This is a genomic window from Bradyrhizobium sp., assembly GCF_035273305.1.
In the GTDB taxonomy this organism is placed as follows: Bacteria; Pseudomonadota; Alphaproteobacteria; order Rhizobiales; family Xanthobacteraceae; genus Bradyrhizobium.
The window spans coordinates 1-24,865 of record NZ_DATEPI010000191.1 but is presented as its reverse complement, the minus strand read 5'-3'; the positions used below and the strand labels follow the sequence as shown (position 1 = coordinate 24,865).

Annotated in this window: 24 protein-coding genes, 3 tRNA genes and 3 pseudogenes; 7 read left to right on the top strand and 23 right to left on the bottom strand. The window is 58.8% G+C overall.

The window, feature by feature from the left end; all coding sequences use genetic code 11:
- The 7 genes from rplA to VJV58_RS13340 form a co-directional block, all read right to left on the bottom strand.
- Positions 1-565: 50S ribosomal protein L1 (rplA, locus tag VJV58_RS13370; RefSeq protein WP_324137826.1), on the bottom strand; the 565-nt coding region annotated here is incomplete at its 3' end.
- 6 nt (positions 566-571) lie between these two features.
- Positions 572-1,000 (bottom strand): 50S ribosomal protein L11, encoded by a 429-nt coding sequence (gene rplK / locus VJV58_RS13365; RefSeq protein WP_324137825.1) that lies wholly within the window; start codon positions 998-1,000, stop codon positions 572-574.
- Between the two features lie 134 nt (positions 1,001-1,134).
- Entirely contained in the window at positions 1,135-1,665 is a 531-nt protein-coding gene (gene nusG / locus VJV58_RS13360; RefSeq protein WP_324137827.1) for a transcription termination/antitermination protein NusG, read from the bottom strand.
- Between the two features lie 23 nt (positions 1,666-1,688).
- A complete protein-coding gene (gene secE, locus VJV58_RS13355) occupies positions 1,689-1,880 on the bottom strand; it encodes a preprotein translocase subunit SecE (RefSeq protein WP_324137824.1) in 192 nt (63 codons plus the stop codon).
- A 251-nt stretch (positions 1,881-2,131) separates the two neighbouring features.
- Positions 2,132-2,207: transfer RNA gene (locus tag VJV58_RS13350), tRNA-Trp, on the bottom strand.
- Between the two features lie 107 nt (positions 2,208-2,314).
- On the bottom strand, positions 2,315-3,082 hold the full coding sequence (locus VJV58_RS13345; RefSeq protein ID WP_324137823.1) for an SDR family oxidoreductase: 768 nt from the start codon (positions 3,080-3,082) through the stop codon (positions 2,315-2,317).
- A 91-nt stretch (positions 3,083-3,173) separates the two neighbouring features.
- Positions 3,174-3,917, bottom strand: coding sequence for a histidine phosphatase family protein (locus VJV58_RS13340; protein ID WP_324137822.1), 744 nt, complete (start codon positions 3,915-3,917; stop codon positions 3,174-3,176).
- Between the two features lie 202 nt (positions 3,918-4,119).
- Here VJV58_RS13340 and VJV58_RS13335 point away from each other — a divergent pair, with 202 nt between their 5' ends.
- Entirely contained in the window at positions 4,120-4,905 is a 786-nt protein-coding gene (locus VJV58_RS13335; RefSeq protein ID WP_324137821.1) for an SDR family oxidoreductase, read from the top strand.
- A 1,097-nt stretch (positions 4,906-6,002) separates the two neighbouring features.
- Here VJV58_RS13335 and VJV58_RS13330 read toward each other — a convergent pair.
- Positions 6,003-7,061 carry a phosphotransferase family protein gene (locus VJV58_RS13330; RefSeq protein ID WP_324137820.1) on the bottom strand — a complete coding sequence of 353 codons (1,059 nt, stop codon included), beginning with the start codon at positions 7,059-7,061 and terminating at the stop codon, positions 6,003-6,005.
- Positions 7,062-7,103: 42 nt separating this feature from the next.
- Positions 7,104-8,342 (bottom strand): acyl-CoA dehydrogenase family protein, encoded by a 1,239-nt coding sequence (locus tag VJV58_RS13325; protein WP_324137819.1) that lies wholly within the window; start codon positions 8,340-8,342, stop codon positions 7,104-7,106.
- 224 nt (positions 8,343-8,566) lie between these two features.
- Here VJV58_RS13325 and VJV58_RS13320 point away from each other — a divergent pair, with 224 nt between their 5' ends.
- A complete protein-coding gene (locus tag VJV58_RS13320) occupies positions 8,567-9,232 on the top strand; it encodes a TetR/AcrR family transcriptional regulator (RefSeq protein WP_324137818.1) in 666 nt (221 codons plus the stop codon).
- Positions 9,233-9,411: 179 nt separating this feature from the next.
- Here VJV58_RS13320 and VJV58_RS13315 read toward each other — a convergent pair.
- A pseudogene (locus VJV58_RS13315) lies at positions 9,412-9,519 on the bottom strand (IS5/IS1182 family transposase); the annotation flags it as partial.
- Positions 9,520-9,779: 260 nt separating this feature from the next.
- On the opposite strand from VJV58_RS13315, the gene VJV58_RS13310 reads away from it, so the two are divergent.
- Positions 9,780-10,766: an ABC transporter substrate-binding protein gene (locus VJV58_RS13310; RefSeq protein ID WP_324137817.1), complete on the top strand. Its 987-nt coding sequence runs from the start codon at positions 9,780-9,782 to the stop codon at positions 10,764-10,766.
- A gap of 41 nt (positions 10,767-10,807) precedes the next feature.
- Here VJV58_RS13310 and VJV58_RS13305 read toward each other — a convergent pair whose 3' ends face one another.
- A complete protein-coding gene (locus VJV58_RS13305) occupies positions 10,808-11,200 on the bottom strand; it encodes a RidA family protein (protein WP_324137816.1) in 393 nt (130 codons plus the stop codon).
- Between the two features lie 92 nt (positions 11,201-11,292).
- Here VJV58_RS13305 and VJV58_RS13300 point away from each other — a divergent pair, with 92 nt between their 5' ends.
- On the top strand, positions 11,293-12,420 hold the full coding sequence (locus VJV58_RS13300) for an alpha/beta hydrolase (RefSeq protein ID WP_324137815.1): 1,128 nt from the start codon (positions 11,293-11,295) through the stop codon (positions 12,418-12,420).
- 54 nt (positions 12,421-12,474) lie between these two features.
- On the opposite strand, the gene modA is transcribed toward VJV58_RS13300, so the two are convergent.
- From modA to VJV58_RS13255, 9 genes and pseudogenes are all read right to left on the bottom strand, one after another.
- Positions 12,475-13,260: a molybdate ABC transporter substrate-binding protein gene (modA, locus tag VJV58_RS13295; RefSeq protein ID WP_324137814.1), complete on the bottom strand. Its 786-nt coding sequence runs from the start codon at positions 13,258-13,260 to the stop codon at positions 12,475-12,477.
- A 56-nt stretch (positions 13,261-13,316) separates the two neighbouring features.
- Positions 13,317-14,546: a CaiB/BaiF CoA-transferase family protein gene (locus VJV58_RS13290; protein ID WP_324137813.1), complete on the bottom strand. Its 1,230-nt coding sequence runs from the start codon at positions 14,544-14,546 to the stop codon at positions 13,317-13,319.
- Between the two features lie 358 nt (positions 14,547-14,904).
- Positions 14,905-15,255 (bottom strand): H-NS histone family protein, encoded by a 351-nt coding sequence (locus tag VJV58_RS13285; RefSeq protein WP_324137812.1) that lies wholly within the window; start codon positions 15,253-15,255, stop codon positions 14,905-14,907.
- Positions 15,256-15,361: 106 nt separating this feature from the next.
- A pseudogene (locus VJV58_RS22405) lies at positions 15,362-15,466 on the bottom strand (PEPxxWA-CTERM sorting domain-containing protein); the annotation flags it as partial.
- A gap of 1,167 nt (positions 15,467-16,633) precedes the next feature.
- A complete protein-coding gene (locus tag VJV58_RS13275) occupies positions 16,634-16,876 on the bottom strand; it encodes a PilZ domain-containing protein (protein ID WP_324137810.1) in 243 nt (80 codons plus the stop codon).
- A gap of 195 nt (positions 16,877-17,071) precedes the next feature.
- Complete coding sequence (locus VJV58_RS13270) at positions 17,072-17,245, bottom strand: hypothetical protein (RefSeq protein ID WP_324137809.1); 174 nt, start codon at positions 17,243-17,245, stop codon at positions 17,072-17,074.
- Positions 17,246-17,464: 219 nt separating this feature from the next.
- Complete coding sequence (locus VJV58_RS13265) at positions 17,465-17,710, bottom strand: DUF6894 family protein (protein ID WP_324137808.1); 246 nt, start codon at positions 17,708-17,710, stop codon at positions 17,465-17,467.
- Positions 17,711-17,828: 118 nt separating this feature from the next.
- Entirely contained in the window at positions 17,829-18,020 is a 192-nt protein-coding gene (locus tag VJV58_RS13260) for a hypothetical protein (RefSeq protein ID WP_324137807.1), read from the bottom strand.
- Positions 18,021-18,179: 159 nt separating this feature from the next.
- A tRNA-Gly gene (locus tag VJV58_RS13255) sits at positions 18,180-18,253 on the bottom strand.
- A gap of 811 nt (positions 18,254-19,064) precedes the next feature.
- Here VJV58_RS13255 and VJV58_RS13250 point away from each other — a divergent pair.
- Complete coding sequence (locus VJV58_RS13250) at positions 19,065-20,234, top strand: alpha/beta fold hydrolase (RefSeq protein ID WP_324137806.1); 1,170 nt, start codon at positions 19,065-19,067, stop codon at positions 20,232-20,234.
- A gap of 449 nt (positions 20,235-20,683) precedes the next feature.
- Here the strand turns inward: VJV58_RS13250 and VJV58_RS13245 are convergent, their stop codons facing one another.
- Complete coding sequence (locus VJV58_RS13245; RefSeq protein WP_324137805.1) at positions 20,684-21,664, bottom strand: ABC transporter substrate-binding protein; 981 nt, start codon at positions 21,662-21,664, stop codon at positions 20,684-20,686.
- A gap of 269 nt (positions 21,665-21,933) precedes the next feature.
- On the opposite strand from VJV58_RS13245, the gene VJV58_RS13240 reads away from it, so the two are divergent.
- Positions 21,934-23,130, top strand: a complete 1,197-nt coding sequence (locus VJV58_RS13240; protein WP_324137804.1) for a DUF418 domain-containing protein — start codon at positions 21,934-21,936, stop codon at positions 23,128-23,130.
- Between the two features lie 122 nt (positions 23,131-23,252).
- Here VJV58_RS13240 and VJV58_RS13235 read toward each other — a convergent pair whose 3' ends face one another.
- A complete protein-coding gene (locus VJV58_RS13235) occupies positions 23,253-24,188 on the bottom strand; it encodes an ABC transporter substrate-binding protein (RefSeq protein WP_324137803.1) in 936 nt (311 codons plus the stop codon).
- Between the two features lie 176 nt (positions 24,189-24,364).
- Positions 24,365-24,450: transfer RNA gene (locus VJV58_RS13230), tRNA-Tyr, on the bottom strand.
- 200 nt (positions 24,451-24,650) lie between these two features.
- Here VJV58_RS13230 and VJV58_RS13225 point away from each other — a divergent pair.
- Positions 24,651-24,865 (top strand): annotated as a pseudogene (locus VJV58_RS13225) (23S rRNA (guanosine(2251)-2'-O)-methyltransferase RlmB); the annotation flags it as partial.

Here is a 24,865-nt window from a genome sequence, read left to right as displayed (position 1 = left end):
TGACGTTCTGCACCAGCTTCTCTTCCGAGAAGGATGCCTTTCCGATTCCGGCCTGTACGATTCCCGCCTTTTCGACGCGGAATTCGACCGAGCCGCCTTTGGCGCCCTTCACGGCACTGGTAACGTCCATGGTCACCGTACCGATCTTCGGATTCGGCATCATGCCGCGCGGTCCGAGAACCTTACCGAGGCGACCGACCAGCGGCATCATGTCGGGAGTCGCGATACAGCGGTCGAAATCAATCTGCCCGCCCTGCACCTTCTCGACCAGATCCTCGGCGCCGACGACATCAGCACCCGCCGCCTTGGCCTCCTCGGCCTTCGCGCCACGCGCAAACACGCCGACACGCAAGGTGCGGCCGGTGCCGTTCGGCAGCGTAACCACGCCCCGCACCATCTGGTCGGCGTGACGTGGATCGACGCCCAGGTTGATCGCAATCTCGACGGTCTCATCGAACTTCGACTTGGCGCGCTCCTTGACCATCTTGATCGCGTCCGCGATCGGATAGAGCTTCTCGCGATCGACGCCCTCGCGGGCCTTCTTCAAACGTTTTCCGATTGCCATGACGCCCTACCCCGCAACTTCAAGACCCATTGAACGGGCGGAGCCCTCGACCATTTTCATGGCCGATTCAACGGAGTCGCAATTAAGGTCCTTCATCTTCTTCTCGGCGATTTCGCGCACCTGCGCGCGGGTCACCTTGCCGGCCTTGTCGCGGCCCGGGGCCTTCGACCCGGACTGGATTTTGGCGGCCTGCTTGAGAAAGAACGACATCGGAGGGGTCTTCATCTCGAAGGTGAACGAACGATCGGCATAGATCGTGATCACTACCGGAATCGGGGTATTCTTTTCTTCCTTCTGCGTCTGCGCATTGAACGCCTTGCAGAATTCCATAATGTTGAGGCCGCGCTGACCGAGCGCGGGACCGATCGGGGGCGAAGGATTCGCCGCCCCGGCCGGCACCTGCAATTTCAGGTATCCGGTCACTTTCTTTGCCATATGTCACTCCTCATGCTGTTTCCGGACGATCCGGAAACTTCACAGGACCGTGGTGCGGTTCAACGGATGACTGGCGATCACCCGTTTCCTCCCACGGCTACTTGTTGCTCGTCCCGAAGGAAGAGCCTCAACGATCAGACCTTCTCGACCTGACCGAATTCCAGTTCGACCGGCGTTGCGCGACCGAAGATCGAGACCGCGACCTTCACGCGCGAACGGCCCTCGTCGATTTCCTCGACCACACCGGAGAACGATGCGAACGGGCCGTCCGCCACGCGCACGTTCTCGCCGATCTCGAACGAAACCGAGGCCTTCGGGCGCTCCACGCCTTCCTGCACCTGGTGCAGGATCCTCATGGCTTCGGCCTCCGAAATCGGCATCGGCTTGTTTTCCGCGCCGAGGAAGCCCGTTACCTTCGGAGTATTCTTGATGAGATGGAACGCCTCATCGGTGAGCTTCATCTTGACCAGGACGTAGCCCGGGAAAAACTTCCGTTCCGCGTCAACCTTGCGGCCGCGACGCACTTCGGTGACTTTTTCGGTCGGCACCAGCACCTGCTCGAACAACTCGTCTAGCCCACGCTGCTTGGCCTGCTCACGGATCGATTCCGCGACCTTTTTTTCGAAATTCGAATAGGCGTGGACGATGTACCACCGCTTATCCATCGTTTGGGTTGCCGCCGTTGCCATCAGTGAATGCCGAGCAAAAAGGTGACGAGAAAGCGGATGATCTGATCCGCGGCGAAAAAGAAGATCGAAGCCAGCGCGACCATCACGAACACCATGATCGTGGTGATGGTGGTCTCGCGACGGGTCGGCCAGGTGACCTTAGCGGTCTCCGAGCGAACTTCCTGCAGGAATTTGAACGGGCTGAAAGCCATCGTTTTATGTGATCCGCGTTCTCAGGCGACTTGGTTTCAAGGAAATCCGAACAGACCTTTAACGCCCAGCCCTCTTCTGAAGGATGAGCCGCCAAGCGGGCTCGAGTGTTCGGGGGAAAGCCGCGCCGGATATCCGTCAAAGCGGGCCGGCAGCAGGTGGCGGCTATGTACTGCGGGCGCGCCTAAAGGTCAAGGTGCGGGGAACCGATCGCTACCTGCATTCGACCGAATCCTGGAACCTGATCATTAGCTGGCAGGAGTGGCAGGGCTCGAACCTGCGACCCCCGGTTTTGGAGACCGGTGCTCTACCAATTGAGCTACACTCCTGTGGTTTCCCTGCGTGACCGCGGGTCCGCGCCGTTTGAAGCATAGGCTGCGGCCGGATTGCAAGCGCGAACCCGTTCAGCGGAACGTGCCTCGACCCGCGTCATCCATCAGCTTATTGTCGCGCCCCCGTCGACGACAATGGTCTGCCCCGTCATGAAGGTGCCGGCGGCCGAGCCAAGAAACACGGCCGCTCCGGCAATCTCGTCCGGCTCGCCGATGCGCAACAGCGGCGAGCGCGCGGTGGACGCTTTCAGCGTCTCCGGATTTTCCCACAATGCGCGGGCGAAATCGGTCTTGATCAGCCCCGGCGCGATGCAGTTCACCCGGATGTTATGCTTGCCGTATTCGCATGCAAGATTGCGCGCGAGCTGCATGTCGGCGGCCTTCGAGATCGCATAGGCGCCGAGCACGGTCGAGCCTTTCAAGCCGCCGATCGAGGAGATGATGGTGATCGAGCCTCGTTTGCGCTCGATCATCTGCGGCACCACCAGCGAGATCAGCCAGTGGTTGGCGACGATGTTGTTATCAAGGATCTTGCGAAACTGATCATCGGAAATACCGGCCTGCGGTCCATAATAAGGATTCGAGGCCGCGTTACAGACCAGCGTGTCGATTTTGCCGAACGCGCGATTGGTCTCTTCGACCAGATGTTTCAGATCGTCCTTGGTCGAGATGTTTGCCGCAACCGACAGCGCGACCTGTTTGCCCGCTTTATCATTGATAGCTTTCGCGACCTCGTCGCAAGCCTGCTGCTTGCGTGAGGAGATCACGACCTTGGCGCCATGTTCGGCCATTCGTTCGGCAATCGCCCGGCCGATGCCGCGCGATGAGCCGGTGATGACGGCGACTTGTCCGGACATATCAAACAGCGTCATGCGTTTCTCCCGTTATCGGCGGCCGATGCACCGCTTATCATTTCGAAATTCAGCTAAGCAGCGTTCCCGTCGCTACACAAGAACGGCGGGTTCACGCGAGTTTGCTGGCGGTTGCAATTTCAGGTCCGGCCGGCTGATGCATGGCATTGTGCGCGGGGTCCGCCATCCATGGCTGCTGGTTGACCATCGGCACCCGCCAGCCGCTGTGAGCTGAGCTGGCGAGAAAATCGAGCCGCGTCACCGAGCAATTATCAATGGTGAAAGCGAGGCCCCGCTCCGGCTGGTTGCCGAGCGCCAGCCCGATCGCCGCCTTGATCGTGCCGCCATGCGCCACCGCGATCACGTCCTTGCCTGCGTGTTCGACATTGATCCTTTCGATTGCACCGCGCACGCGATTGTAGAGATCCATGAAACTCTCGCCGCCAGGCGCTGGATCATCGATCGGCGCGAACCAGTAGCTGCCGACCTCGATCGGCCGGCTGGCGAAAAATGCCGCACGGTTGAGACCCTGCCATTGGCCCAGATGCTGCTCCGCTAGCGCCGGCTCGTGGTGAAGGTGCGCGGGCTTGGGAAACCCTGCCGACCATATCGCGGTGGCGGTCTGGTGCGTCCGCTTCAGATGGCTTGCGTACCACACCGCGTTACGCGGCAGGATTTTGCCGACGGCTTCGAACACGATGCGATCACTGGTATCGCAACCGATGTCCTTTTGCCCGTAGATGCAACCGCCGTCCTCGCGCACCGGCGCGTGACGCACCCACCACCAGCGCGTCGCGACGACGCCGGAAGGTACCACGTGCTGCTGCCGAACGAACGACTTGTCTGGATTGGACATCGTCAGGACCCTTCAATACTGTTGCGCTTCCTACGTCACCCGACAGATCGCCTCAAGTGACCTTGGCAAACATGGATGCTTGAAATTTTGCTTTCAGAATTCCGCACGGCGGCAGGCGATCCGTTTTGACGGTTTTGTTCAGGCGAAACGTCATCCATTTCGCCGAAGAAACATCGATCACCAAGATACCAAGGAGAAACTCATGGGCCGTCTTGAAGGTAAATCCGTTGTCATTACCGGCGCCGGCAGCGGCATCGGACGCGCGGCCTCGCTGTTGTTCACAAAGGAAGGAGCAAGGCTGATCGCCGTCGACCGCGCTGATGGCGTCAAGGAAACCGTCGCGCAAGTGCGCAAAGCCGGCGGCACGGCCGAGGCTGTCATGGCTGACGCCGGCTCGGAAAAGGATGTGATCGCGTTCATCGACAAGGCGGTGTCGAGCTATGGGCGGCTTGATGCGATCTGGGCCAATGCCGGCGTAAGCGGCGGTCTGGTGCCGCTCGCCGATCAGACCGTCGAGCAATGGCAGGAAATTCTTCGCATCAACCTGATCGGTCCGTTTCTCGCGATCAAACATTCGATGCCGCACATGATCAGACAGAAGTCCGGCGCGATCGTCTGCACCGCGTCGGTAGCGGGGCTGAAATCCGGCGCCAGCGGTCATCCTTACGCCGCGAGCAAGGCCGGCGTGATCAGCCTGGTGCAGACCACGGCGTATTCGCTGTCGGGGACCGGCGTGCGCATCAATGCGGTATGTCCTGGTTTGATCGAAACCGGCATGACCAAACCGATTTTCGACAATGCCAAACAACGCGGCACTGATCACAAGATTGGACAGCTCAATCCACTCAAGCGCGCCGGGCAGCCGCACGAATTGGCGGCGATGGGCCTCTTCCTCGCCAGTGATGAGGCGTCCTACGTCAACGGCCAGGCGATTCCCGTCGATGGCGGCCTCACTGCATCGATGCCGTATGCCGGCAAGCCGATTTGACCGATGGCGAGTGATACTCACCTGCTCATGCCTCCCGGTGGATACCGCGGATGCTTCTCCCTCGCGCCCCAAGCGGGGCGAGGGTTGCTCTTTCTTATCCCTCCCCTTCTTTATGGGGAGGGTGGCGCGAAGCGCCGGGTGGGGTTGCGTCATACACACGAACAGCCCCCACCCTGCACATCGGTCGCTCCGCTCACGATCTGCTTTCCCTCCCCACAAACGGGGGAGGGCTAAGAAAGAGCGAGCTTTGCTGCCTCTTTGTCCCTCCCCCTTTATGGGGCCTTTATGGGCGAGACGAGCAGCAGAGCTTGCTCTTGGGGTGGCTGGCCGAAGACCAGTCGGTGGGGTCGTTACGTCGCACACCGAAGCACCCCCCACCGGCGCTTCGCGCCACCCCAGAGCGAGCTTTGCTCGTCTCGACCCCCACAAGTGGGAGGGATAACCGTCGCGGCCTTCCGCACATCTCTCTCGGATTCCTCCACGCAAAAACCCACACTGCCGCCATCTCGCCGCGCATTTCCGCGCGAGTTTCGGATCGTGCAAGGCCATCTGAAACATCAGAGGGCGCAGGGAATGCCGGGCGCTCGATGCGCCCGCAGCCTCGCATGCAAAATAGAAAAGCATACGAGTTAGTCACCACAGGTTCACCGGAAACATCCGGCATTCCCCGCGCAATGGTGTTACGGCTTATAACGTGATCTCCCCGGTGATCGGGCTTGTTTGTCACCGTCATCGGCAGGACACTTCCCACCAACTTGACGCCAGCGTCGAGGCGTCAGGACCACACGACTTCGCCGTCCGCCTCCGTGCCGTTCGTCCACAGCACATCAGCGTCCATCGCATCTCGTTCCCAACGTCCGTGACGATCGCGAGCGCCCCTCTTGGTGGGACGAGATGGCGGCGCTTATAATTTTGATTTGGGGCAGACGAGAACGGAAATTTTTTTGCAAAGCTGCCTGGACAGAGAGATCGGTGATTTGCTCGTCGGGCCAGATCAGCCAGTATCCCGCATGAGCAACGCGATAGGCGGGCTGTTTCTATGCTTCCCGGACGTCGCTTCGCTCCTCCGGGCTACCTGCCGCGCGTGTTTCGTCGCGCTACACCGCTCCCGCCTTCTGCGCGTATTCCCACGACGCACGCGCCAGCGGCACGGTGCGCTTGGCGGATTCCATCGCCTTGGCGCTTGCGGCGGTGCCGTCGCGGATACGGCCGGCGATGCCTTGGGTAATGCCGGCGAGCCGGAACAGGTTGTAGGCGAAGTACCAGTTCAGGTCGGGAACGGCGCTGCCGGTGACGTCGCAATAAATTTGCGCCGCCTCTTCCATGGTCGGAATGTTGAGCGCCTTGAGATCGGCGTTCACGAGTCCGGGCATGGTCCACTGCATCAAGAGATAAGTGAAATCCGCCATTGGGTCGCCTAGCGTCGACAACTCCCAGTCCAGAACGGCAAGCACGCGCGGCTCGGTCGGATGGAAGATCATGTTGTCCAGACGATAGTCGCCGTGCACAATCGACACCCGTTCCTGATGCGGCACCGTCTTCGGCAGCCATTCGATCAGTCTTTCGACTTCGGGGATGTGTTGCGTCTCTGAGGCGCGATACTGCTTCGTCCAGCGATCGACCTGGCGAGCGAAATAGTTTCCGGTCTTGCCGAAATCGCCGAGCCCGATCGCCTGCGGATCGTATTGATGCAGCTTCGCCAGCGTCTCGATCTTGCTGGAGAATATTTTCCGCCGCGCGTCCGCCGGCTGGCTTGGCAGCATCGGATCCCAGAACACCCGGCCCTCTTCCATCGACATGATATAGAAGGCGGCACCGATCACCGTATCGTCGGTGCAAAGCGCATACGCCCTGGCGACGGGAAATCCCTGCTTGCCTAGCGCAGCGATGACGCGAAACTCGCGATCGACCGCATGCGCCGACGGCAGCAGTTTGCCGAACGGCTTGCGGCGCATCACATAGGATCGTGCCGGTGTATCGAGCCGATAAGTCGGGTTGGACTGTCCACCCCTAAACTGCAGGACAGTCAGCGGTCCCTGATAGCCGTCGACGTTCTCGCGCATCCAGCCGTCGAGACGCACTTCATCGATCCGATGCCGCTCCTCGACGGGCTTGGTGCCCGAAAACTCTTCGTCTCTCCTGACGCCCTCGGCCACGACGACGCTCCGTCATTATTATCGCGGGAGCGCCTGGCTCCCCTAATGCGTAGTGGGAGCGTTTGCATACTTCCGAAGTTCAAGTCTGGCAATGGCGCGGTTATGGACCTCGTCCGGCCCATCCGCGAGCCGCATCGTGCGCATCGAGGCGTAATCCCGCGCAAGACCCGCGTCGTCGGACACGCCGGCGGCGCCGAACGCCTGAATGGCGTTGTCGATGATTTTGAGCGCCATGTTGGGCGCGGCCACCTTGATCATGGCGATTTCGAGCTGCGCGGTCTTGTTGCCGACCTTATCCATCATGTCGGCGGCCTTGAGGCAGAGCAGGCGATTCATCTCTATATCGGTGCGAGCTTCGGCGATACGCTGCTCCCAGATCGAATACTCGATGATCTTTTTGCCGAACGCCGTTCGCGACGACAACCGTTTCACCATCTTCTCCAACGCTTCCTCGGCTTTTCCGATGGTGCGCATGCAGTGATGAATGCGTCCCGGACCGAGCCGGCCCTGAGCGATTTCAAAACCCCTTCCCTCACCTAGAAGGATGTTGCTGGCGGGTACGCGAACGTTCTCCATCAGCACCTGGGCATGACCGTGGGGAGCGTCATCGAAACCGAACACCGGCAGCAATTTTTCCACCTTAATGCCGGGCGTATCGAGCGGCACCAGAACTTGCGATTGCTGCTGGTGACGCGGCGCTTTCGGATCGGTCTTGCCCATCACGATCGCAATTTTGCAGCGGGGGTCGCCCACCCCTGAGGACCACCATTTGCGGCCGTTGATCACGTAATGATCGCCGTCCTTCTCGATCCGCGTTTCGATGTTGGTCGCATCGGAGGACGCCACCGCCGGCTCGGTCATCAAGAAGGCGGATCGGATTTCGCCGTCCATCAGCGGCCGCAGCCATTTCTTCTTGTGCTCTTTGGTGCCGTAACGCATCAGCACTTCCATGTTGCCGGTATCCGGCGCGGAGCAATTGAATACTTCCGAGGCCCAACCGATGTGACCCATTTCTTCGGCCAGAGGAGCATATTCGAGATTGGTCAATCCCGCCCCGCGAAATTCGTCGTCCTCATGCGCGGAGGGCGGCATGAACATGTTCCAGAGACCTTCCGCCCTCGCCTTTTTCTTCAACTCCTCGACGATCGGAATGACCTTCCAGCGCGCACCGGCCTCGTCCTGCTGGCGATACGTCGGCACGGCGGGTCTGACGTGCTTGTGCATGAACGACTGTACTCGATTGAGCCACTCGCGCTGACGGTCAGACATGTTGAAGTCCATTGGGCGTTCCCTCACATCACGGATTGAAATTCGTTGCGGGCACTGTCTCTCCGCCGCCCCTCCTCCGCAAGACCATTCTTGCTGGAGCGGACCGCGGCTGCGGCTGTCCACCGCCTGGCCGGGATTGCTTTGCACGGAGCCCGCGCATTGACATTCCCCGCTCTAAAACGATAGTTTCATACAACTGTTTGAATTGCAACCCGCCTTGCGCATAGGCCTATGATATGGCGTCGGACCAGACCAGGACCGCGATCCTCAATGCCGCTGAGCGGCTTTACGCCGAACGCGGCTTCGGCGACGTCACGCTCCGTGACATCGTGGCGGCTGCCGATGTCAATCTGGCGGCCGTGAATTATCATTTCGGCTCCAAGGACGAGCTGATTGCCGAGCTGTTCGTGAGCAGCAGCATCGCCACGAACCGCGAGCGGCTCAACCAATTGAAGCTGGCCGAAGAAGCGGGTGGCGGCCGCGCCAGCATCGATTCCATTCTGCGCGCGCTGGTCGGGCCGACGTTGCGCGGCTGCCTGGGCCCAGAACGCGAGCGCTCGGCCGCGTCCCGTTTCATGATCCGGGCCTCGATTGAATCGGTGCCGCCGATCCGCAAGATCAAAAATCGTGAAATTGATCACTTGCGGAAATTCGCCGCGGCGATGCGGCGCTCACTCCCCGAGCGCAGCGAGGTCGATCTTTACTGGGGACTGCATTTCGCACTCGCCATGGCGCACCAGACCATTCGCGACAGCGAGCGCCTGGCTAAATTGTCCGACGGACTGTGCGATCTCAATGACGTCGGGGGGATCATCGACCGCATCGTGGCGGTTTCGGTAAAGGCGTTGACGGGGGATCAAAGAAAAATCGCCGACAAGATCAGCGCGCAACGCGCCCGGTGACCGGAAGAATACTGGCGGCGACCACGGGGTGGCCTAATTATCGCTAAGTCACAGCTTGATTGGCATAATCGGCATCGTAGCCACGGTCGGCAAGCAACATTGACCCAGATTTCAGACGAGAGAGCAGTTTTCCGGCAAGTCGAACGTCGTGCTGCTCTCCGAGGCTCGGAGCGCTAGACCCAGAAGATGCCTTGGAGGACACGACGGTCGTTCACCCGAGGAACGCCACGCGGCGGCAGCATGGGCTTGATGGCGATCCATTCACGGTCGGCGAGTTCATAGCGCATATTCGAGACCCCGGTTTGGAAGCTTGAATCACAGGGGTCTGGCCAGACGCAACGCTCCCAGGCAGGTCCCGGTTGGACGCTTACGGGGTAGAGGCGACATCAGCCAGCCGACAGTCTCCGCTGAACCGTCGAAAATGATCCGCACCGGACCTCGGAGCGTCATGTCGGCGACTGATAAGTTGCACAGTCGTTCCGATACCGGCTGACTGCTCCTCGCCCATTCGATATAGTGCCGTGCGGCCCTCGTTCGTGGGGATCGGATGCAATTCGATCAGCCAAATCGTCGCGAGATCATCACGCTTGTCGGTGGCGCAGCGGTCTCGTGGCCGCTCGCAGCGCGCGCGCAGCAACCATCGAAACTCGTGCGCATCGGCGTGCTGGCATCCTTGCCATTGCCGCCGCTGCAGAGATTCTCCCACAAGCTGCGGGAGTATGGATATGTCGAGGGGCAGAATCTCCGCTTCGTATCGCGTTTCGCGGAGGGACGGGACGACCGCTATCCGGCGCTGGCGGTGGAACTCGCCGCGCTGCCGGTCGACATCATCGTGACCTGGGGAACACCCGCGGCGATTGCCGCCAAGCAGGCGACCGGCACGATTCCGATCGTCATGGGTGCCGTCGGCGACCCAGTCAGCGTCGGAATCGTTTCGAGCCTCGCGCGGCCCGAGGGCAATATCACCGGATTTGCCACCCAGAGCATCGGTCTCGAGGGCAAGAAACTGGAGCTGCTCAAGGACCTGCTTCCGCAACTCGCCCGCGTGGGCATCCTGGGGAACGCCGCCAATCCATACCTTGAAGCCGCGTTGGAGAACGTGAACCGCACGGCGGAGCAGCTGCGCGTGGCCCTCGAGCTAGTCACGGTACAGAACAGCGATCAGATCGAGGGCGCTCTGCTTCGCCTGGACCAGGCGCGCCCTGATGCGGTCCTGGTCGTTGCCGACACCCTCCTGTTGACCAAGCGAAACGCGATCGTGGCGGCGTTGGCGCGGAGCAGGCTGCCGGCCGTCTACCCGTATCGAGAATACGCTGAGGCCGGCGGGCTCATTGCCCATGGCGCCAATTTCGGTGTCTTGTTCGAGCGCGCGGCGGTCTACGTCGATCGCATCCTCAAAGGTGCCAGACCGGCTGATCTGCCGATCCAGTTGGCCACCGAATTCGAGCTGATCATCAATCGGAAAGCCGCCGCCGCCATCGGCCTCAACATCCCGCCGACCTTCATCGCCCGCGCCGATGAGGTGATCGAATAGAGCCCCGCTGTATCGCGTCATACCGCATCCGCGCCCTGTAATTACGCCAACGCGACGCAGTCGATCTCAATGTCGAAAGGCCCTGTCCATTCCGGTATGCAGACGAAAATCCGTGCCGGAGGGTGTTCGGGAAAGTAACGGGCATAGATCGCGTTGACCGTCGCGAAGTATTTTGCCGACGTGCAGTAGATGTTGCACTTCATTACGTTGTCGAGCGAAGTGCCCGCCGTCTCCAGGCACAACTTCAACTGATCCATGATCAACTCGGTTTGGCGTTCGATAGGCACCGGTAAAATCTCGCCGGTCTCCGGATCGAATGGCGGCAAGCCGGACACAAACACCATCCCTCCACCGCGTGTCACCGGAGAAGCTGGTGCCTTCCACCTCTCCAAGTAGGAGGAAATCGGTTCGACGCGGATGACTTCTCGTTTCATTGCAATACCCACGGATTGATGTCAAAGATTAGCCCGCCCGAGGGCAATCATGCCTCGATGATGATCGAACTGTCGTCAAGGGCGGCGCGTCGATGAAACGCAGGATTCTCAGGATCGCCAAGACCGGCCTGCTTGCGGTTTCCGTGCTGGCGGTCATCGCAACAGGCTGCGGACTCGGCTTTCGCGCTTATCGCCAATATCTCAGTGCACGTGTACTGGCGATCCAAACTCCAAATGGCGTCCAGGAGGGAATGTACGTCAAGATCGGCGGCATCGATCAATGGATTCAAATTCGCGGCGAAGATTGCAGCAATCCGGTTATCCTTTTTCTGCATGGTGGGCCGGGTGGCTCGACCATTCCGATTTCATCCGCCTGGCAGCCCTGGGAGAAATATTTTACCGTCGTTCAATGGGACCAGCGGGGTGCCGGACGTACGTTTCGCATGAACGGCGGATCGGTTGCGGCGACCATGACCGTGGCGCAGATGATGCTGGACGGCATCGAAGTTGCCGAATTTCTCAGAGCGCACCTTCATAAGGACAGGATCGTCCTGATCGGGCATTCATGGGGTTCGTTTCTCGGGATTCACATGGTCAAACAACGACCGGACCTGTTTTACGCCTTTGTCGGCGCTGGGCAGGTAGTTGGCAGGCAAACCTTCGAGAAGCAGTTCGACCTCGTCGTTAGCCGACTGAAAACGTTGGCGGAGGCGGCGCATAATACGCAGTCGTTGACAGAGCTGACTTCAATTTCCGGATTCCCGGGTTACAGCATGACAAAGCCTGAGATCGTGGAAAGATGGGCAAAAGCGCTGTCCCTTCCTCCAATCGACTCATTCGAGCTCGTCAGCCCCATTCCTCCATCGTTCATGCCGGATTTTTCGCTGCTCGATTGGTACTATTGGCAGAGAGGAATGACGTTTTCAGCTACGCACCTGGCCGGCAAGAACTCGCCGATGATTCGAAGCGATCTTTGGTCTCTTGGCACTGACTTTTCGATTCCGATGTTCTTTTTTGAAGGTACGGATGACATCGTAACGCCGATTGAACCGGCTCGCGCGTACTTCGAAGAAATCAAGGCGCCGCAAAAAGAATTCGTGCTGTTTGAGGGTGGCGACCATTTCGTTCCATTCGATCGCCCCGATGAATTCCTGGCGCAATTGATGAAGCACATTCGACCGCTGGTATTTTCTACGAAGCATGAACCAGGCGACCACTAAGCATCAACCAGCGTCAGCGCGGACCGCGGGTCGCTTGGTGAAAAGTCCGTTAGGTCACGTCGACGGGCTAACCAAAAACTTGAAGCCGTATTTTTCAAAGATGTTCTTGGCTGCGGTCGAGCGCAGGAAGGCGAGGTAAGCGGAAGTCCCCGGCTTCGCTGTCGTCGTCGCCGCGGCCGGATAAATGATCGACGGATGAGAGTCCGCCGGAAACGTGCCGACCACTTTCACGCCCGGTTCGACTCTGGCGTCGGTGGCATAGACAATGCCGAGCGCCGCTTCACCGCGCGCCACCAGCGTCAGAGCGGCCCGCACATTCTCCGCCATTGCGAACTTCCGCTCGGCCGCTTGCCACGAGCCGAGTTTCTCCAGCGCCGCCTTGGCGTATTTGCCGACCGGCACGGCTTTGACGTCCCCAGTTGCGATCCTGCCGTCCCCCGCGAGCTTGGCGAGATCGAAGCCCGCGCCGATATTCACATGGTCGATTTTGGAATCCGTTGGCGCTATAAGAACCATGCTGTTGCCGAGCAGATTGACGCGGCTCCGTCCATTGATGCTGTTCTTTGCGGCGGCGTAATCCATCCAATCGCTATCGGCGGAAATGAACACGTCAGCCGGTGCGCCCTGTTCGATCTGTTTCGCCAATGCGGAGCTGGCAGCATAGCTCGCGGTGACGTTGACGCCGGTCTTTTTGGTGTAAGCCGTATCGAGCTCATCGAGGGCGTTCTTTACCGAAGCCGCGGCGAACACCGTGATGTTCTTCTCCTGCGCGGCGGCAGGTGAAGAGACACAAGCAAGCAAGGCAACGAAAGCAGCGAGAACTCCGATGATCCGATTCATCATGGGCTCTCCGTACGCGTTGTTAATGTTCAGTCGGCATCGACGGCTTCACGCCCTTAGATGATCCGCTGCTCCCTGAGGGCCTCGAGTTTCGCATCATCGTAGCCGAGTTTTGAGGCCAGCACTTCCCGCGTATTCTGGCCGAGCAGCGGCGGCGCTTTGTATTCCTTCACCGGCGTTTCGGAAAACGTAATCGGATTTCGGATCAGCGACAGCTCGGGCTCAAAAGGATGATTGACTTTAATCTCGATGCCGCGCTCGCGCACATGCTTGTCTGCGAAGACTTGCGCGAAGTCATTGACCGGACCACAGGGAATGCCGGCTTTCTCCAGCTCTTCGAGCCAATGCGAGACTTTCTGCTTCAGGAACAGTCCGGCGAAAATTGCCATGATCTCCTTACCATGCACGACGCGATCGTTGTTTTTGATGAACTTCGGATCGGCTGCCAGCTCCGGCTTGCCCAGAACGGCGCAGGTTCGCGCGAACTGCGCGTCATTGCCGACCACCAGCATCAAGTCGCCATCGGCGCAGCGAAATACCCCGGCAGGCATGCCGCCATTGCCCCAGGTGCCGCGACGCGGCGGCGTGTTGCCGCTGACCAGATAAATCTGCGCATAGTGCGACAGCGAGGCGACCACGGTATCGAGCAGGCAGACGTCAATATGCTGGCCCGCGCCGCCATTGGCTTTCCTGTGATAAAGTGCCGCGAGAATGCCGATCGAGGTGTTCATGCCGGTCATATAGTCGACGATGCTTGGCCCGACCTTCATGGGGCCGGCGCCCGGTTCGCCATCCATGTGGCCGGTCACGCTCATCAAGCCGCCCATCGCCTGAAAAATAGCATCGTAACCGGCGCGAGGCGCGTAAGGTCCGGTCTGGCCGAACCCGGTGACCGAGCAGTAGATAATGCCGGGGTTGATGGCGCGAATGGATTCATAGTCGAGCTGGTATCGCTTGAGATCGCCGACCTTGAAATTTTCCATCATGATGTCTGAGGATTTCGCAAGCTCACGAATGATCTCCTGCCCTTCCGGCTTGGCCAGATCCACCGTGACCGATTTCTTGTTGCGGTTGGCGCAAAGATAGAACGAGTTGTTGTTGTTCTCCTTGCCTTCCGGATCGACCAGATAGGGCGGACCGAAGGCGCGCGCGTCATCGCCGCCGCCCGGACGCTCGATCTTGATCACCTCGGCGCCGAGATCAGCCAGCATCTGAGACGAGAGCGGCCCCGCGAGCACGCGCGTCAAATCAAGAATCTTGATGCCTGAGAGCGGCAAATCCGACATGAACAATCCTCCGTAAAAATCGTCGTGGCGCGGAACTCCGTCGCCCAAGCGCGGAACAAACCCGTTGCCGCCGACGGAAACTGCCCTACACCATTTTCGAATGCCGAGCACTGCGTCCACGGCATGCAGCCATCCGTGCCCGCCCGATCAACTCACTCCAACCAAGGCTCTACAGACCTCCGGGCGGGAACGGACCGAAAAGGAACACGGCCGGCTCCTCGCCGAGAGTGGCTTCCGTCCCATCGCCATTCACCGCGCCGGTCGCTTTGATCCGACCGAGTCGTGCGTTTGTTGACAGCGCCGGGGACGTGAAAAGCTCGTATCCGGCCTGGAAGCCTTGTGCATGGCCGGCCGATGTTCAATGCGCTGTCGTTGGTGATTTTGTGGCGGGCAAATCACTCATCTGCCCGATCCGGACGTCGTCCAGCTGTTTGCCTTGCGCCAGCAATTCACGGAGCCAGTTCGGTTGCTTGCCGCGACCGGCCCAGGTCTGATGAGGCGGGTTGGGGTTTCGGAACTTCGGTTGAACTTCGGGATACGGACGCCGAAGATCATGCACAATTCTCACCCCTAGCTGCTCCAGGCGCTTTTCCAGCTTTAATTTCTCCGCCTCCATTTTCGTAGCCAAGATGGAGGCGATCTCCTCATGAAGCGCCCAGAGCTCTTCTATGGACTTGGATATCAAATCCGTTTTTTTCATCGCAAGCATGGAGAGTGCGACTCGTTCGAGTAGGGTCAGTTCATCAGAGCACGAAAAAGGCCGCTCGATAAAAGCGGCCTTTCTTCTTCACAGGTTTAAGAATTTTGAGTCGCGATTAAACCAAACGGAAGCTTGCGTGACCGCGACGCCGATAGGCCATGAACCCGACCCCGACAAAGCCGATGACCATCATCGCCCAAGTGGCAGGCTCGGGCACCGCCCCGACATTGCCAGCTATGTCCACCCTGACCTGTTCTACGGAGCTCAGGTTCCCACTGCTGGTAAAACCCAGTGAGCTGAAGGTTTCACCGTTTATGGCCGAGACGAGAATGAAATTTTCTCCGTTTGGGCCCACTGTCTGCGTCGCCCCTGAACTGATGTGAGTTGGAGAGGTGAATGTCAGGGTCTCAGTAATCGGTACTTTGACGTCGAGCAGCAGCGCGGTGAATGCCGAAGCAGTTCCCGATGCAGTCATGGTCAGGTCATTAAAGGTCGTGGCGAAAGGCGTGATCTTGGCCTGCCCACTGGCGTCGGTATTAAAGGCATCCCCGCTGGTGAATGTGATTATTTGAGGTTGACCCGCGCCGTTTGCGAAACCAAAAGCGGAGGTTACATCCGTCAGCTGGGTTTTAAACAGCACGTTGGCATCAAAATTGCCGATCCCGCCCGGTGCGACCTGCGTAATAACAAGGTCGGCTTTGGCTGCGGTGGACGACAACAAAATCGCGGCGGCCACGGTTAAAAGGTGACGTCTCATTTGCAGCTCCTTTTTGACTAGGTTTGCTGCCCCTTGTTTTCAATTTGATTTAAATAGAAGAATTTGGTCTGTCCGCGATCAGACAATCGAGTGCTACTTTCCTCGGTTTGATTAACCTGTGTTAATCCAAGCGCGAATGGGGACGCGACTGACTCAGCCGTGCTGCAAACCACGCATCGGCCCCGCCGCAGCGCGAGGGCCAGAGCCGCCTTCCGCGTCTTCAGGCTTTGAATTGGGAACATCGGTAGGCGTTGAATCCGGCTGCTCACTTGTCGCGCTCTGGCGATTTCGACTGAAAGCAAAGCCGATGAAGCCGATCGTTACGAGCAGTCCACCGGCAACAATGATCCAAAACCCCGGCTCGGATAACATCATTGGCCCCCGTCCTTTGGCCCGAATTCTCCGGGCGGCCGACGGGCAGCACTCCGCAACTGCACTTGCACGTGCAGACCCTCCGACCTGATGTCGGATCGACGAACGAATAAAGCAGCGATGTTGGCTGAGCGCGCGCCTGGCATTTTGGCCGTTTGTCCGCCAGAGGATCCCATGTTCACATTCGTACTCTGTACCAAGCGGCACATTTTGTTCGGCTCGATATCTGACATTGTGTGCTTCAGTTCGTAGCCGACCTCACTGGAAAGCAACTCCCATGCGCCGCCCGCTGCGCCAGACGACGCGGCACGCGCGGCGCGATTGTTCGCTTTGAATAAAAAGGGTGAAACGGTCCGGAATGAAGAGCGGGGTCACGACTTCTATTGCCGCGCCCGTTGCGGACATATTGCGCACGGTGCACTCAATGGCCGTGTCCGCGAACTCAATCGAGCCGGTTTTCAATACACGGCGGCGTGGCGCCTTACGGCGGTGAGGCAGCATAGGTACTGCAATACTAAAACAGAGGCGCTTAGGTGTGTACACATTTGCACATAGAACCTTGGGTGTGCTGAACACAGTGACCCTGAGGAACGCGTCTGCGGCTTCTTTAACGTGAAAAGATCGTTTTGAATTCACCAAGCCCGCGAGAGTCACTCTGTGCCGGCGTCCGGAAAAAAGGGTCCAATTGGAAGCGTCTTATTCGGGGTTTGGTGGCTCTGGTAAGCCAAGCTGCTTGGCGCGCTCGCCCGCCAGTTTGCGATAGGCCTTTGCCTGCTTTTCAAAGTCGGATTTGAGTTTTGAATCCTTTTCGGCAGCTGCCAATCGCTCGAATTGAAGTGCGTGTTCCAGATACTCCGCTACCATCTTCATGATGCGCCCACTCGGCTTGTCCCCAGACCTGCCAGCACGTGGCGGTCTACTGAGAACAAATTGGAACCGGAATGAACGAGGCCGTCAATCAGGAACGAGGAGCTTGGCGGTTATTTATCCTGATGCGGGTCACCGCTCTAACTGAGGCAGGGCAATTGGAAGTGACTTGCACGGGGCCGCTGGTATTAACCTCCGCTGGCGGCCCCACTGAAGCCGACCCTACTTCTTGAAGGGCTCCGGCAATGCCGCTGCCAGCAAGACAGTATCAATCTCTCGTCCCAGCTCATCGGCAATCACGAACGCCTCGGGAACGCGAGCTCTACCGCCCTTGATGGCCTCCGCCAGAAGTTCGCGGGCTGCTTGTTCGGCTTCCTGCCGCGCCGCTGAGCGGTCGGGGAAGTCTTGCCCCTCGTCATCACGCAACAGCTCCTCGCCGCTCCGAAGATGGAAATAGAAACGTCCCACGGTCGATCTCCCCATTAATCGACCAGAATAGCTTGTCTAAGTAGTCCTGTCTGTCCGGCGACGAACAAAAAAGCCACCGCGCAATCAATTAGGCGAGTGAGGTGACAACGAGCGACCACTACTTGGGCTTGCTCAAATGATGGTCGATCGCCACGAGCAGCCCAATGATCAGAGCGGCGAGCAACGCGCCAAACCGAATCGTCTGTCGAGATAGTCCCCACTTATAATGAGCCGAGTAGTTCAAAAGAAAAGCGACCACCAAGGCTGAAACGCCGCTGCGAACAACAAAGCCGATCTGCGAAAAATTCATTTGCGCTTAGCCTTTACCGCCATGCAAATGGGAAACGCGTCGTGTCCAACGGAATGGTTGGAAATGCCCGGTGATGCTTGGCTTGTTCAATACGTCAGCGTTAGCAGCGCGACACACGCAACAGACCGAAAGTATCGCAGCTAAATAGTTGATCCAGTTTGGAGCGGGTGAAGGGAATCGAACCCTCGTATTCAGCTTGGAAGGCTGCTGCTCTACCATTGAGCTACACCCGCGCTCTGGCATGGACTATCACGCCGCGCAGGCTGCCTCAACCGCCGATGCTGCCTCGATGGTGGCGTGCCGAGCTCGGCTTGGCCCCTTAACTCCTACTGATTCGCTACCTATACTTAAGGCTCCATCAACAACGAAAGGAGGTGATCCAGTGTCTTTTATCAAGCGCTGTCACCTCGCTGGGATCGCCCGCTAAGCCTCCAAGCTTGGCAACCGGCGCTCTCAGCGCCTAGACCAGCGAGCACAAGTATTGGGACGCGACCGGAGCAATCCTGTCGCGTCTTCTTGTTTCCGGACTGCTTCATTGGATTTTGCGACGCGCAGCGGCAATCCAATATGCTCAGCTGCCGCTCGCAATGCGAGCGCACATCGACGCGCGGTCTGGTCCATCGAACGTCGGGACCTCGCGGGCCTGAGATTGATGATCAACTCCAGCTTGGTTGGGATGCCAAACGGATTCGACGGCGCCCCGCGGATTTCGGCCCGCATAGGAACCCTCGTCCTGCCGCGCCGTTACGTTGTTCAAAGACGGTGCCATGAAGGGCACGGTCGCTCTGGAGGGATACGCGCGGTTGCAGCTAAATAATTATCGCATCGGTTCGATTGAACGGGTGATGATCGACAAGATCAGTAGCAAGGTCGCCTACGCCATACTGGATTTCGACTGCGGCTATGTCACAGGCGCTACTGAGAACCAGCTGCGAGGTGTGCCAAAGTACACTAGCGAGAGCAGAACTGGTCAGTTCCTGCGACAGCCCGCTCGGTCACGACTATTACCGCGGCAACTCCATGAGATGTAATTCCTAACGGTCGATGACCGGCCGCGTGGAAGCCTTGCGTCGATGCAATAGCCACAATCCGGCGGTTCGCGCTGGATGTAATTGCGTCGAGCGAGGCAGAACACGGAAGCTTGCGTCGATGCGTAGCCAGGGTCTGGCGGAGACGTTACGACAGGCTCAATTTGGGGCACTTGACGTCGTGCGCCGCGCACAGGGACATGCACTGGGCGCTATCGGATTTGGTCCTGCTGAACTGTCACATCGGAGACTTGCCTGCGGAGACCATTGGCGGCTTCGCGATTATGGAGCCTCAGGCGCAGAGACATCGCTACTCATTATCGCCGCTCCAATCAAGCGGCCGTATATCTGGGATCTCGGACCAAACGTCAGCGCCATCCGGTACTGTCTCAGTCACGGCCTGCGCGTATACCTCGTCGAATGGATTGCACCGACATCATCAGGCCGGTCTGTCGGGCTCGATGAATGCGTGAGAGCCATATCCGAGTGTGTGGCGACGATCGCAAGCGTGGCGAAAACGACAAAGCCCTTCCTGATCGGCCACTCGCTGGGCGGCACATTAGCGGCAGCGTTTTGCGCATGCGAGCCGGGAGCTGTACGCGGCCTACTGCTTCTCGGCACGCCCCTTTGCTTTCAACCAGCGACGAGCAGATTTCGCGATGCGCTCGTCTCGATGATCCCGCCTGATCTGAGTGAAACGGACATCGTCCCGGGCTCGCTGCTGTCGCATGCAAGCGCTTTCGCCTCGCCCGATACATTCATTTGGTCCCGATTGATGGATGCCGCAATGAGCATTGGCGACCTGCGGGCGTTCGATCTCCATGCGCGTGTTGAGCGCTGGGCTCTTGATGAGGCCCCGCTCCCGGGGATGCTGGTCCATCAGATTGCCGAATGGCTGTTTCGGGAAAACCGATTCTGCCGAGGCGCTCTCACCGTGCTGGGTCGCACGATTGGCCCTTCATGTCTAAACATCCCTACGCTCGCGGTCGTCAACACGGCAGATGAAATCGCGCCGCTCACCTCGATCGAACCGCTGCTTGATGCGTTGCCTACCAATGATGTCTCGCTCATTAAATACTCCGGCGAAATCGGCATTGCGTTGCAGCACCTCGGGATTCTTGTGGGACGGGAGGCGTACGCGCGTATCTGGCCGAACATCATCGCGTGGCTAACGGCTCATCGCTGATGGCCCGATCCGGCGGCAAACCGGCCCGGCCAAGTTGTGAAGCCGAATTGGTCGGGAGCCGAGGTGCTATCGGTCAACATCGCTACCGAATTTGCAATGTCCGACGTAGGTCCGGTATGCACTCGAACCCGGACATCGGCCCATTTCGCCGGGGCTTCTCAAAAGGGCCAAGAACACACATCCTATTATTCAATTACCGCATCGGCCAGCGCATCGGCGCCTGCTGTGCTAGCGCCGCTAGCGGCCAGGTGACCGCCGCGCCGCCAAGACCTGCGATGAATTCCCGTCGCCTCATTCGATCACCTGATCGGCGCGAAGGAGTATCGATTTTGTAAATTGAGAGCCCCAGTGGCCTTTGCCGCCCCGGACCCTACTACAACTTTGCAGAAAATGGCCGGTTGTGCATATCAAGGATCATCCACCCTACTCATGAACGCATTAGAATCGCTTCATTCAATTACCTCATCTGCCAACAATTGCATGGAGCTCGGTACCTCTATGTCAAGCGCGCCAGCGGTCTTCATATTAATGGCCAGCTCAAATTTGGTCGGCTGCAGCACCGGCAAATCCGCGGGTTTTTTACCCATTAGAATCTCACGGATCAGAGTCGCGCCTTGCCGATACATATCAAGTGCGTTAGCGCCATAGCTTATCAAGCCGCCGGCCTCGACGAAGTAACGCAGCTCATACATCGTTGGAATTTTGTAGCGAGTCGCCAAATCGGCGATTTCAAAACGCCGGTCGAGAAATAGTGCGTCGGGGGTGACAACGAGCGCGTCATCCCGGTGGGAGACCACCGCCTGGAAAACTGCGTCGAAGTCTCGTTCGCTGCTGGCGTTTAAAATGTGAAGAGCCAAACCGAGTGTCTGAGCGGCGGCTTGCACGTGCGCCTTCTGTGCATCGACCCCGGGCCGGGTCGGGTTTACGAGCACGGCGATATTTTTTATGGAAGGCAGCAAGTCATGAAGGATTCCCAGTCGCTTTGACACCAGTTCGGCACTGAGCAAAGTAGCACCTGTTACATTGCCACCTGGTCGGTTGAAACTTGTAACCAGACCGATTGCTACTGGATCGGCAGCATTCATGAAGACAATTGGAATGGTCGTCGTCGCCGATTTTGCGGCCAACGCTGAAACCGGGCTGCCACCGGCAGCGATGACCGAGACCTGCCGGTGAGCTAATTCGGCGGCTAGTATTGGCAATCGGGCGATCTGATCTTCCGCCCAGCGATATTCAATTGTTACGTTCTGGCCATCGACGTAGCCAGCTTCCTTCAAGCTCTGACGGAATGCGTTCAGTTGGGGCGCATAGGGCTCCGGCGATGCGCTATGGAGAAATCCTATAACCGGCATTCCCGGTTGCTGTGCATGAGCAGCGAGCGGCCAGGCAATTGCACTGGCAGTAAGTGCGATGAAGTGACGCCGCCTCATTGAGCTCCTCCTAGCGGAGGCTTGGGCCACCTTAGCACATCAAAGCACCCGTGCGGGGCTGTGCATGAAGGTAAAATCGATGGCCGATTTCCGAAGAGGGCCAAAAAAAGGTGGCATCGTCCGACGTCCATTCCCTGTCCACTTTAGTTCCGAAATCAGAAATCGGTGCGCACGTGCAGCCGTTTTGCCGAGGCCGAGCAGGTCGGTACCGCCGCTGGGCCAATTCCCGACTTGGCCATCAGTCGAATTTTCCTGTTAGTCTGACAGCAATGGCGCGCACCCAAATCATTGAGGAACGATCCGGCCCGGTGAACCCATCAGACCGGATCGAAAGTATCGATGCGCTTCGTGGTGTCGCCTTGCTCGGGGTTCTGGCGATCAATCTTGTAACAGAATTCCGCGTCTCGATTTTCCAGCAGTTTATAACTGTCGGACAGACCGCCCGCCCGGTCGACCGGGTCGTTGAGAGTGTTCTAATGCTGGCTGTTGACATGAAGGCTTTTGCCCTGTTCTCGCTCCTGTTCGGCATAGGCCTCGCCATTCAATTCGAGCACCTGTCGACAAGCCCGCGCCGCACGGTTCTCCTATTTCGCCGATTGCTTGTGTTACTGGCGTTCGGATTGATCCACCTCTGCTTGATCTGGAACGGGGACATTCTCACAGAATATGCAGTCGCCGGTCTGATCGTCCTGCCGTTTCTATTCGGTCCCCGCTGGCTGTTGGCGAGCGGCGGGCTGGCATTCCTTGCGCTGTATCTCTCGATGCAGGCATGGCCCCCAGCTGGATTATTTCCCAGCTCTGCTTCGATTGAGCGTGATATATTAGAGGCGAACCGCATTTATCCGACAGCCGGGCTCGGCGAGGTGCTGGCGTTCCGGCTTCGTGAGATCCCCCTGATTGTTCCGCTGCATATCTATGTTTTTCCGCGCACGGTAGGGCTGTTCCTGCTTGGGGCGTTCATCTGGCGCAGCGGCACTCTGGAAAAATCGCATCAGGCCTTGCTGATCTCAACCGCGGCCGCTTGCATCGGGCTCGGAGCATTGTTTGTCCTTTTAGGTGCTGGCCGCTCGTCCATGGCCGGCAGTATCAGCGCAGTGGCAAGTCCCATCGGCACGATTCTGCTGGCGCTCGGCTACGGTGCGGTCATCATCGGCATCGCCAATCTGGCGATCGGAAAACCGTTATTGGGCTGGGCTGCACCGGTCGGGCGCATGGCGTTCACGAACTACATCGCCCAGTCGCTGATCTTCGGTTGGATTTTCTATGGATATGGTCTGGGACTGTTCGGTCAGCTCGGTGCTGCCACAGCGCTGGCTATCGGCATCGCCGTCTACGTCGCGCAGGTGTTTTTCAGCTCATGGTGGCTGGGCCGCTACCGGTACGGTCCGATCGAATGGCTGTGGCGCACGCTCATGTATGGGGTGCGGCAGCCGATGTCGCTTCCACTGCTCATCCGTCCTGTCTAATGCATAGCGAAGGTCTGGTACTGATCAAAAAACGACATCTTGGTAAGTTCAGTGCGGCGGAAGACTTCTCAGCGGCGTTGCACGGCACCTCCTTTAAGGGTCATTCGCGAAGGTGATCCCTATCATTCGATCACCTTGTCGGCGCGAGTCAGAAGCGTGGGCGGAATTGTGAGGCCAAGGGTTCGCGCTGTCGTTAGGTTCACGACGAGCTCGAACGTTTTAGGTGCCTGAACTGGTAAGTCCGCCGGTTTGGTGCCGCGCAGAATTCGATCCACATATTCTGTCGTTTGCAGCATAGCGTCGCCCAGGTCGATGCCATAGGTGATGAGGGCGCCGGCAGAGGCGTGTGCCGCGAAAGCAAAGACAGTCGGCAACAAATGCGAAGTCGCCTGTTGGATAATGAGATCGCGATTAACCTCAGTCACAGGATGCGGCAGCGCAATGATGCCGCCGTGACCATTTGCGCCGAACTCGGCGACGGCGCGCTCGATCTCCGCCGCATTGTGAACGCCGGCAGGTGTCGCTTCGATGTGGAGCGTGCCAGCTACCGGTTCGATCGTCCGCCAGAACTCCTTGTGCGCGCTCGTTTCGGGATGCATCAGAATCAGGACGCGTGTTGTTGCAGGTACGGCTTCCGTCAGAACCTCAAGCCATTTGCCACCCATCGTTGGCTCGAAGTTCGTAAAGCCCGTAATGTTTCCCCCAGGCCGGGCTAGATTCTCGACGAAGCCGCTTCCGACTGGATCAGCCACAAAAACAAACACCACCGGAATTTGACGGCCAATATCCTTCAAAATGGCGATGGCAGGGTTGCTAGCCGCGACAATCACGTCGGGTTGGGTCGCCAGCAATTCACCCGCCTGCTGACGCATCGTCGGCACATCGCCGCTCCAGGTACGGATCTGGAAGCGCACGTTGCGGTCTTCCAACCAACCGAGTTCGGCCAGCCGCCGCTTGTAGCGGGGCAAAAATGCCTTTACTTGCGCAGGTGACCACCACAAACCCACATTGCGCACGACTGGCTGAGCTTGCGCACAGACGGGCCACCCGGCCGCCAAGGCGCCTAGTCCCTCAATGAACGCGCGCCGATCCATCCTCGCCTCACGAGCGGATTTGATGGCATCAATATGCTGACTATACAGCAAACGGGAGTGCATGGTCAGCTTCTGCGATGGCGGGGATGTGCGGGCGTCAGGCAAGAAACCTGAGCGATTTCAAATTCACGAAAACAAGATGGTGGGGAAGGAAGGACTCGAACCTTCGAAGCCATGAGGCGGCTGATTTACAGTCAGCTCCCTTTGCCACTCGGGACACTTCCCCTCTCAACAGCATCGCAGCCACCCGCCGAAATGGCGAAGGCAAGGCCTTTGATGACGCTGAAACCGCGGACCCGATCACGGGCGCCCGGTCGGCGCGTTTATGGGCGAAGCACCCCGCCCAAGTCAACCAATGCCAACCGCCAACCAGACCTCAAGTCGCTCAAATTGCCATTCTCAGGAACCCGTGACACAAGCTGGCCCATGAGCGATCGCGATCGAAAGCAGCACTTCCGGCGCGGAGGCGGCAAGCCGCCCGAAAACCGCCGCGAAACCGGTCGCCGGCCGGCGTGGCGCGGCCGCGAGGCCGCCGCGGATGGTCCAGTGATTTTGTACGGTTGGCACACGGTGGTGGCGGCTCTGGCGAACCCGCAACGTCACATTCTCAAGCTGATGCTGACCGAGAACGCCGCGCGTCG

Excerpts from the sequence above, each read along its gene's own strand:
- nusG (WP_324137827.1), bottom strand. The coding sequence starts at position 1,665 with ATGGATAAGCGGTGGTACATCGTCCACGCCTATTCGAATTTCGAAAAA.
- VJV58_RS13240 (WP_324137804.1), top strand. The coding sequence starts at position 21,934 with ATGGCGCGCACCCAAATCATTGAGGAACGATCCGGCCCGGTGAACCCA.
- VJV58_RS13250 (WP_324137806.1), top strand. The coding sequence starts at position 19,065 with ATGACCGGCCGCGTGGAAGCCTTGCGTCGATGCAATAGCCACAATCCG.
- VJV58_RS13270 (WP_324137809.1), bottom strand. The coding sequence starts at position 17,245 with ATGAAGATGGTAGCGGAGTATCTGGAACACGCACTTCAATTCGAGCGA.
- VJV58_RS13345 (WP_324137823.1), bottom strand. The coding sequence starts at position 3,082 with ATGACGCTGTTTGATATGTCCGGACAAGTCGCCGTCATCACCGGCTCA.
- modA (WP_324137814.1), bottom strand. The coding sequence starts at position 13,260 with ATGAATCGGATCATCGGAGTTCTCGCTGCTTTCGTTGCCTTGCTTGCT.
- VJV58_RS13340 (WP_324137822.1), bottom strand. The coding sequence starts at position 3,917 with ATGTCCAATCCAGACAAGTCGTTCGTTCGGCAGCAGCACGTGGTACCT.
- rplK (WP_324137825.1), bottom strand. The coding sequence starts at position 1,000 with ATGGCAAAGAAAGTGACCGGATACCTGAAATTGCAGGTGCCGGCCGGG.
- VJV58_RS13260 (WP_324137807.1), bottom strand. The coding sequence starts at position 18,020 with ATGAATTTTTCGCAGATCGGCTTTGTTGTTCGCAGCGGCGTTTCAGCC.
- VJV58_RS13335 (WP_324137821.1), top strand. The coding sequence starts at position 4,120 with ATGGGCCGTCTTGAAGGTAAATCCGTTGTCATTACCGGCGCCGGCAGC.
- VJV58_RS13320 (WP_324137818.1), top strand. The coding sequence starts at position 8,567 with ATGGCGTCGGACCAGACCAGGACCGCGATCCTCAATGCCGCTGAGCGG.
- VJV58_RS13300 (WP_324137815.1), top strand. The coding sequence starts at position 11,293 with ATGAAACGCAGGATTCTCAGGATCGCCAAGACCGGCCTGCTTGCGGTT.
- secE (WP_324137824.1), bottom strand. The coding sequence starts at position 1,880 with ATGGCTTTCAGCCCGTTCAAATTCCTGCAGGAAGTTCGCTCGGAGACC.
- VJV58_RS13310 (WP_324137817.1), top strand. The coding sequence starts at position 9,780 with ATGCAATTCGATCAGCCAAATCGTCGCGAGATCATCACGCTTGTCGGT.
- VJV58_RS13325 (WP_324137819.1), bottom strand. The coding sequence starts at position 8,342 with ATGGACTTCAACATGTCTGACCGTCAGCGCGAGTGGCTCAATCGAGTA.
- VJV58_RS13275 (WP_324137810.1), bottom strand. The coding sequence starts at position 16,876 with ATGCTGCCTCACCGCCGTAAGGCGCCACGCCGCCGTGTATTGAAAACC.
- VJV58_RS13305 (WP_324137816.1), bottom strand. The coding sequence starts at position 11,200 with ATGAAACGAGAAGTCATCCGCGTCGAACCGATTTCCTCCTACTTGGAG.
- VJV58_RS13285 (WP_324137812.1), bottom strand. The coding sequence starts at position 15,255 with ATGCTTGCGATGAAAAAAACGGATTTGATATCCAAGTCCATAGAAGAG.
- VJV58_RS13245 (WP_324137805.1), bottom strand. The coding sequence starts at position 21,664 with ATGAGGCGGCGTCACTTCATCGCACTTACTGCCAGTGCAATTGCCTGG.
- VJV58_RS13290 (WP_324137813.1), bottom strand. The coding sequence starts at position 14,546 with ATGTCGGATTTGCCGCTCTCAGGCATCAAGATTCTTGATTTGACGCGC.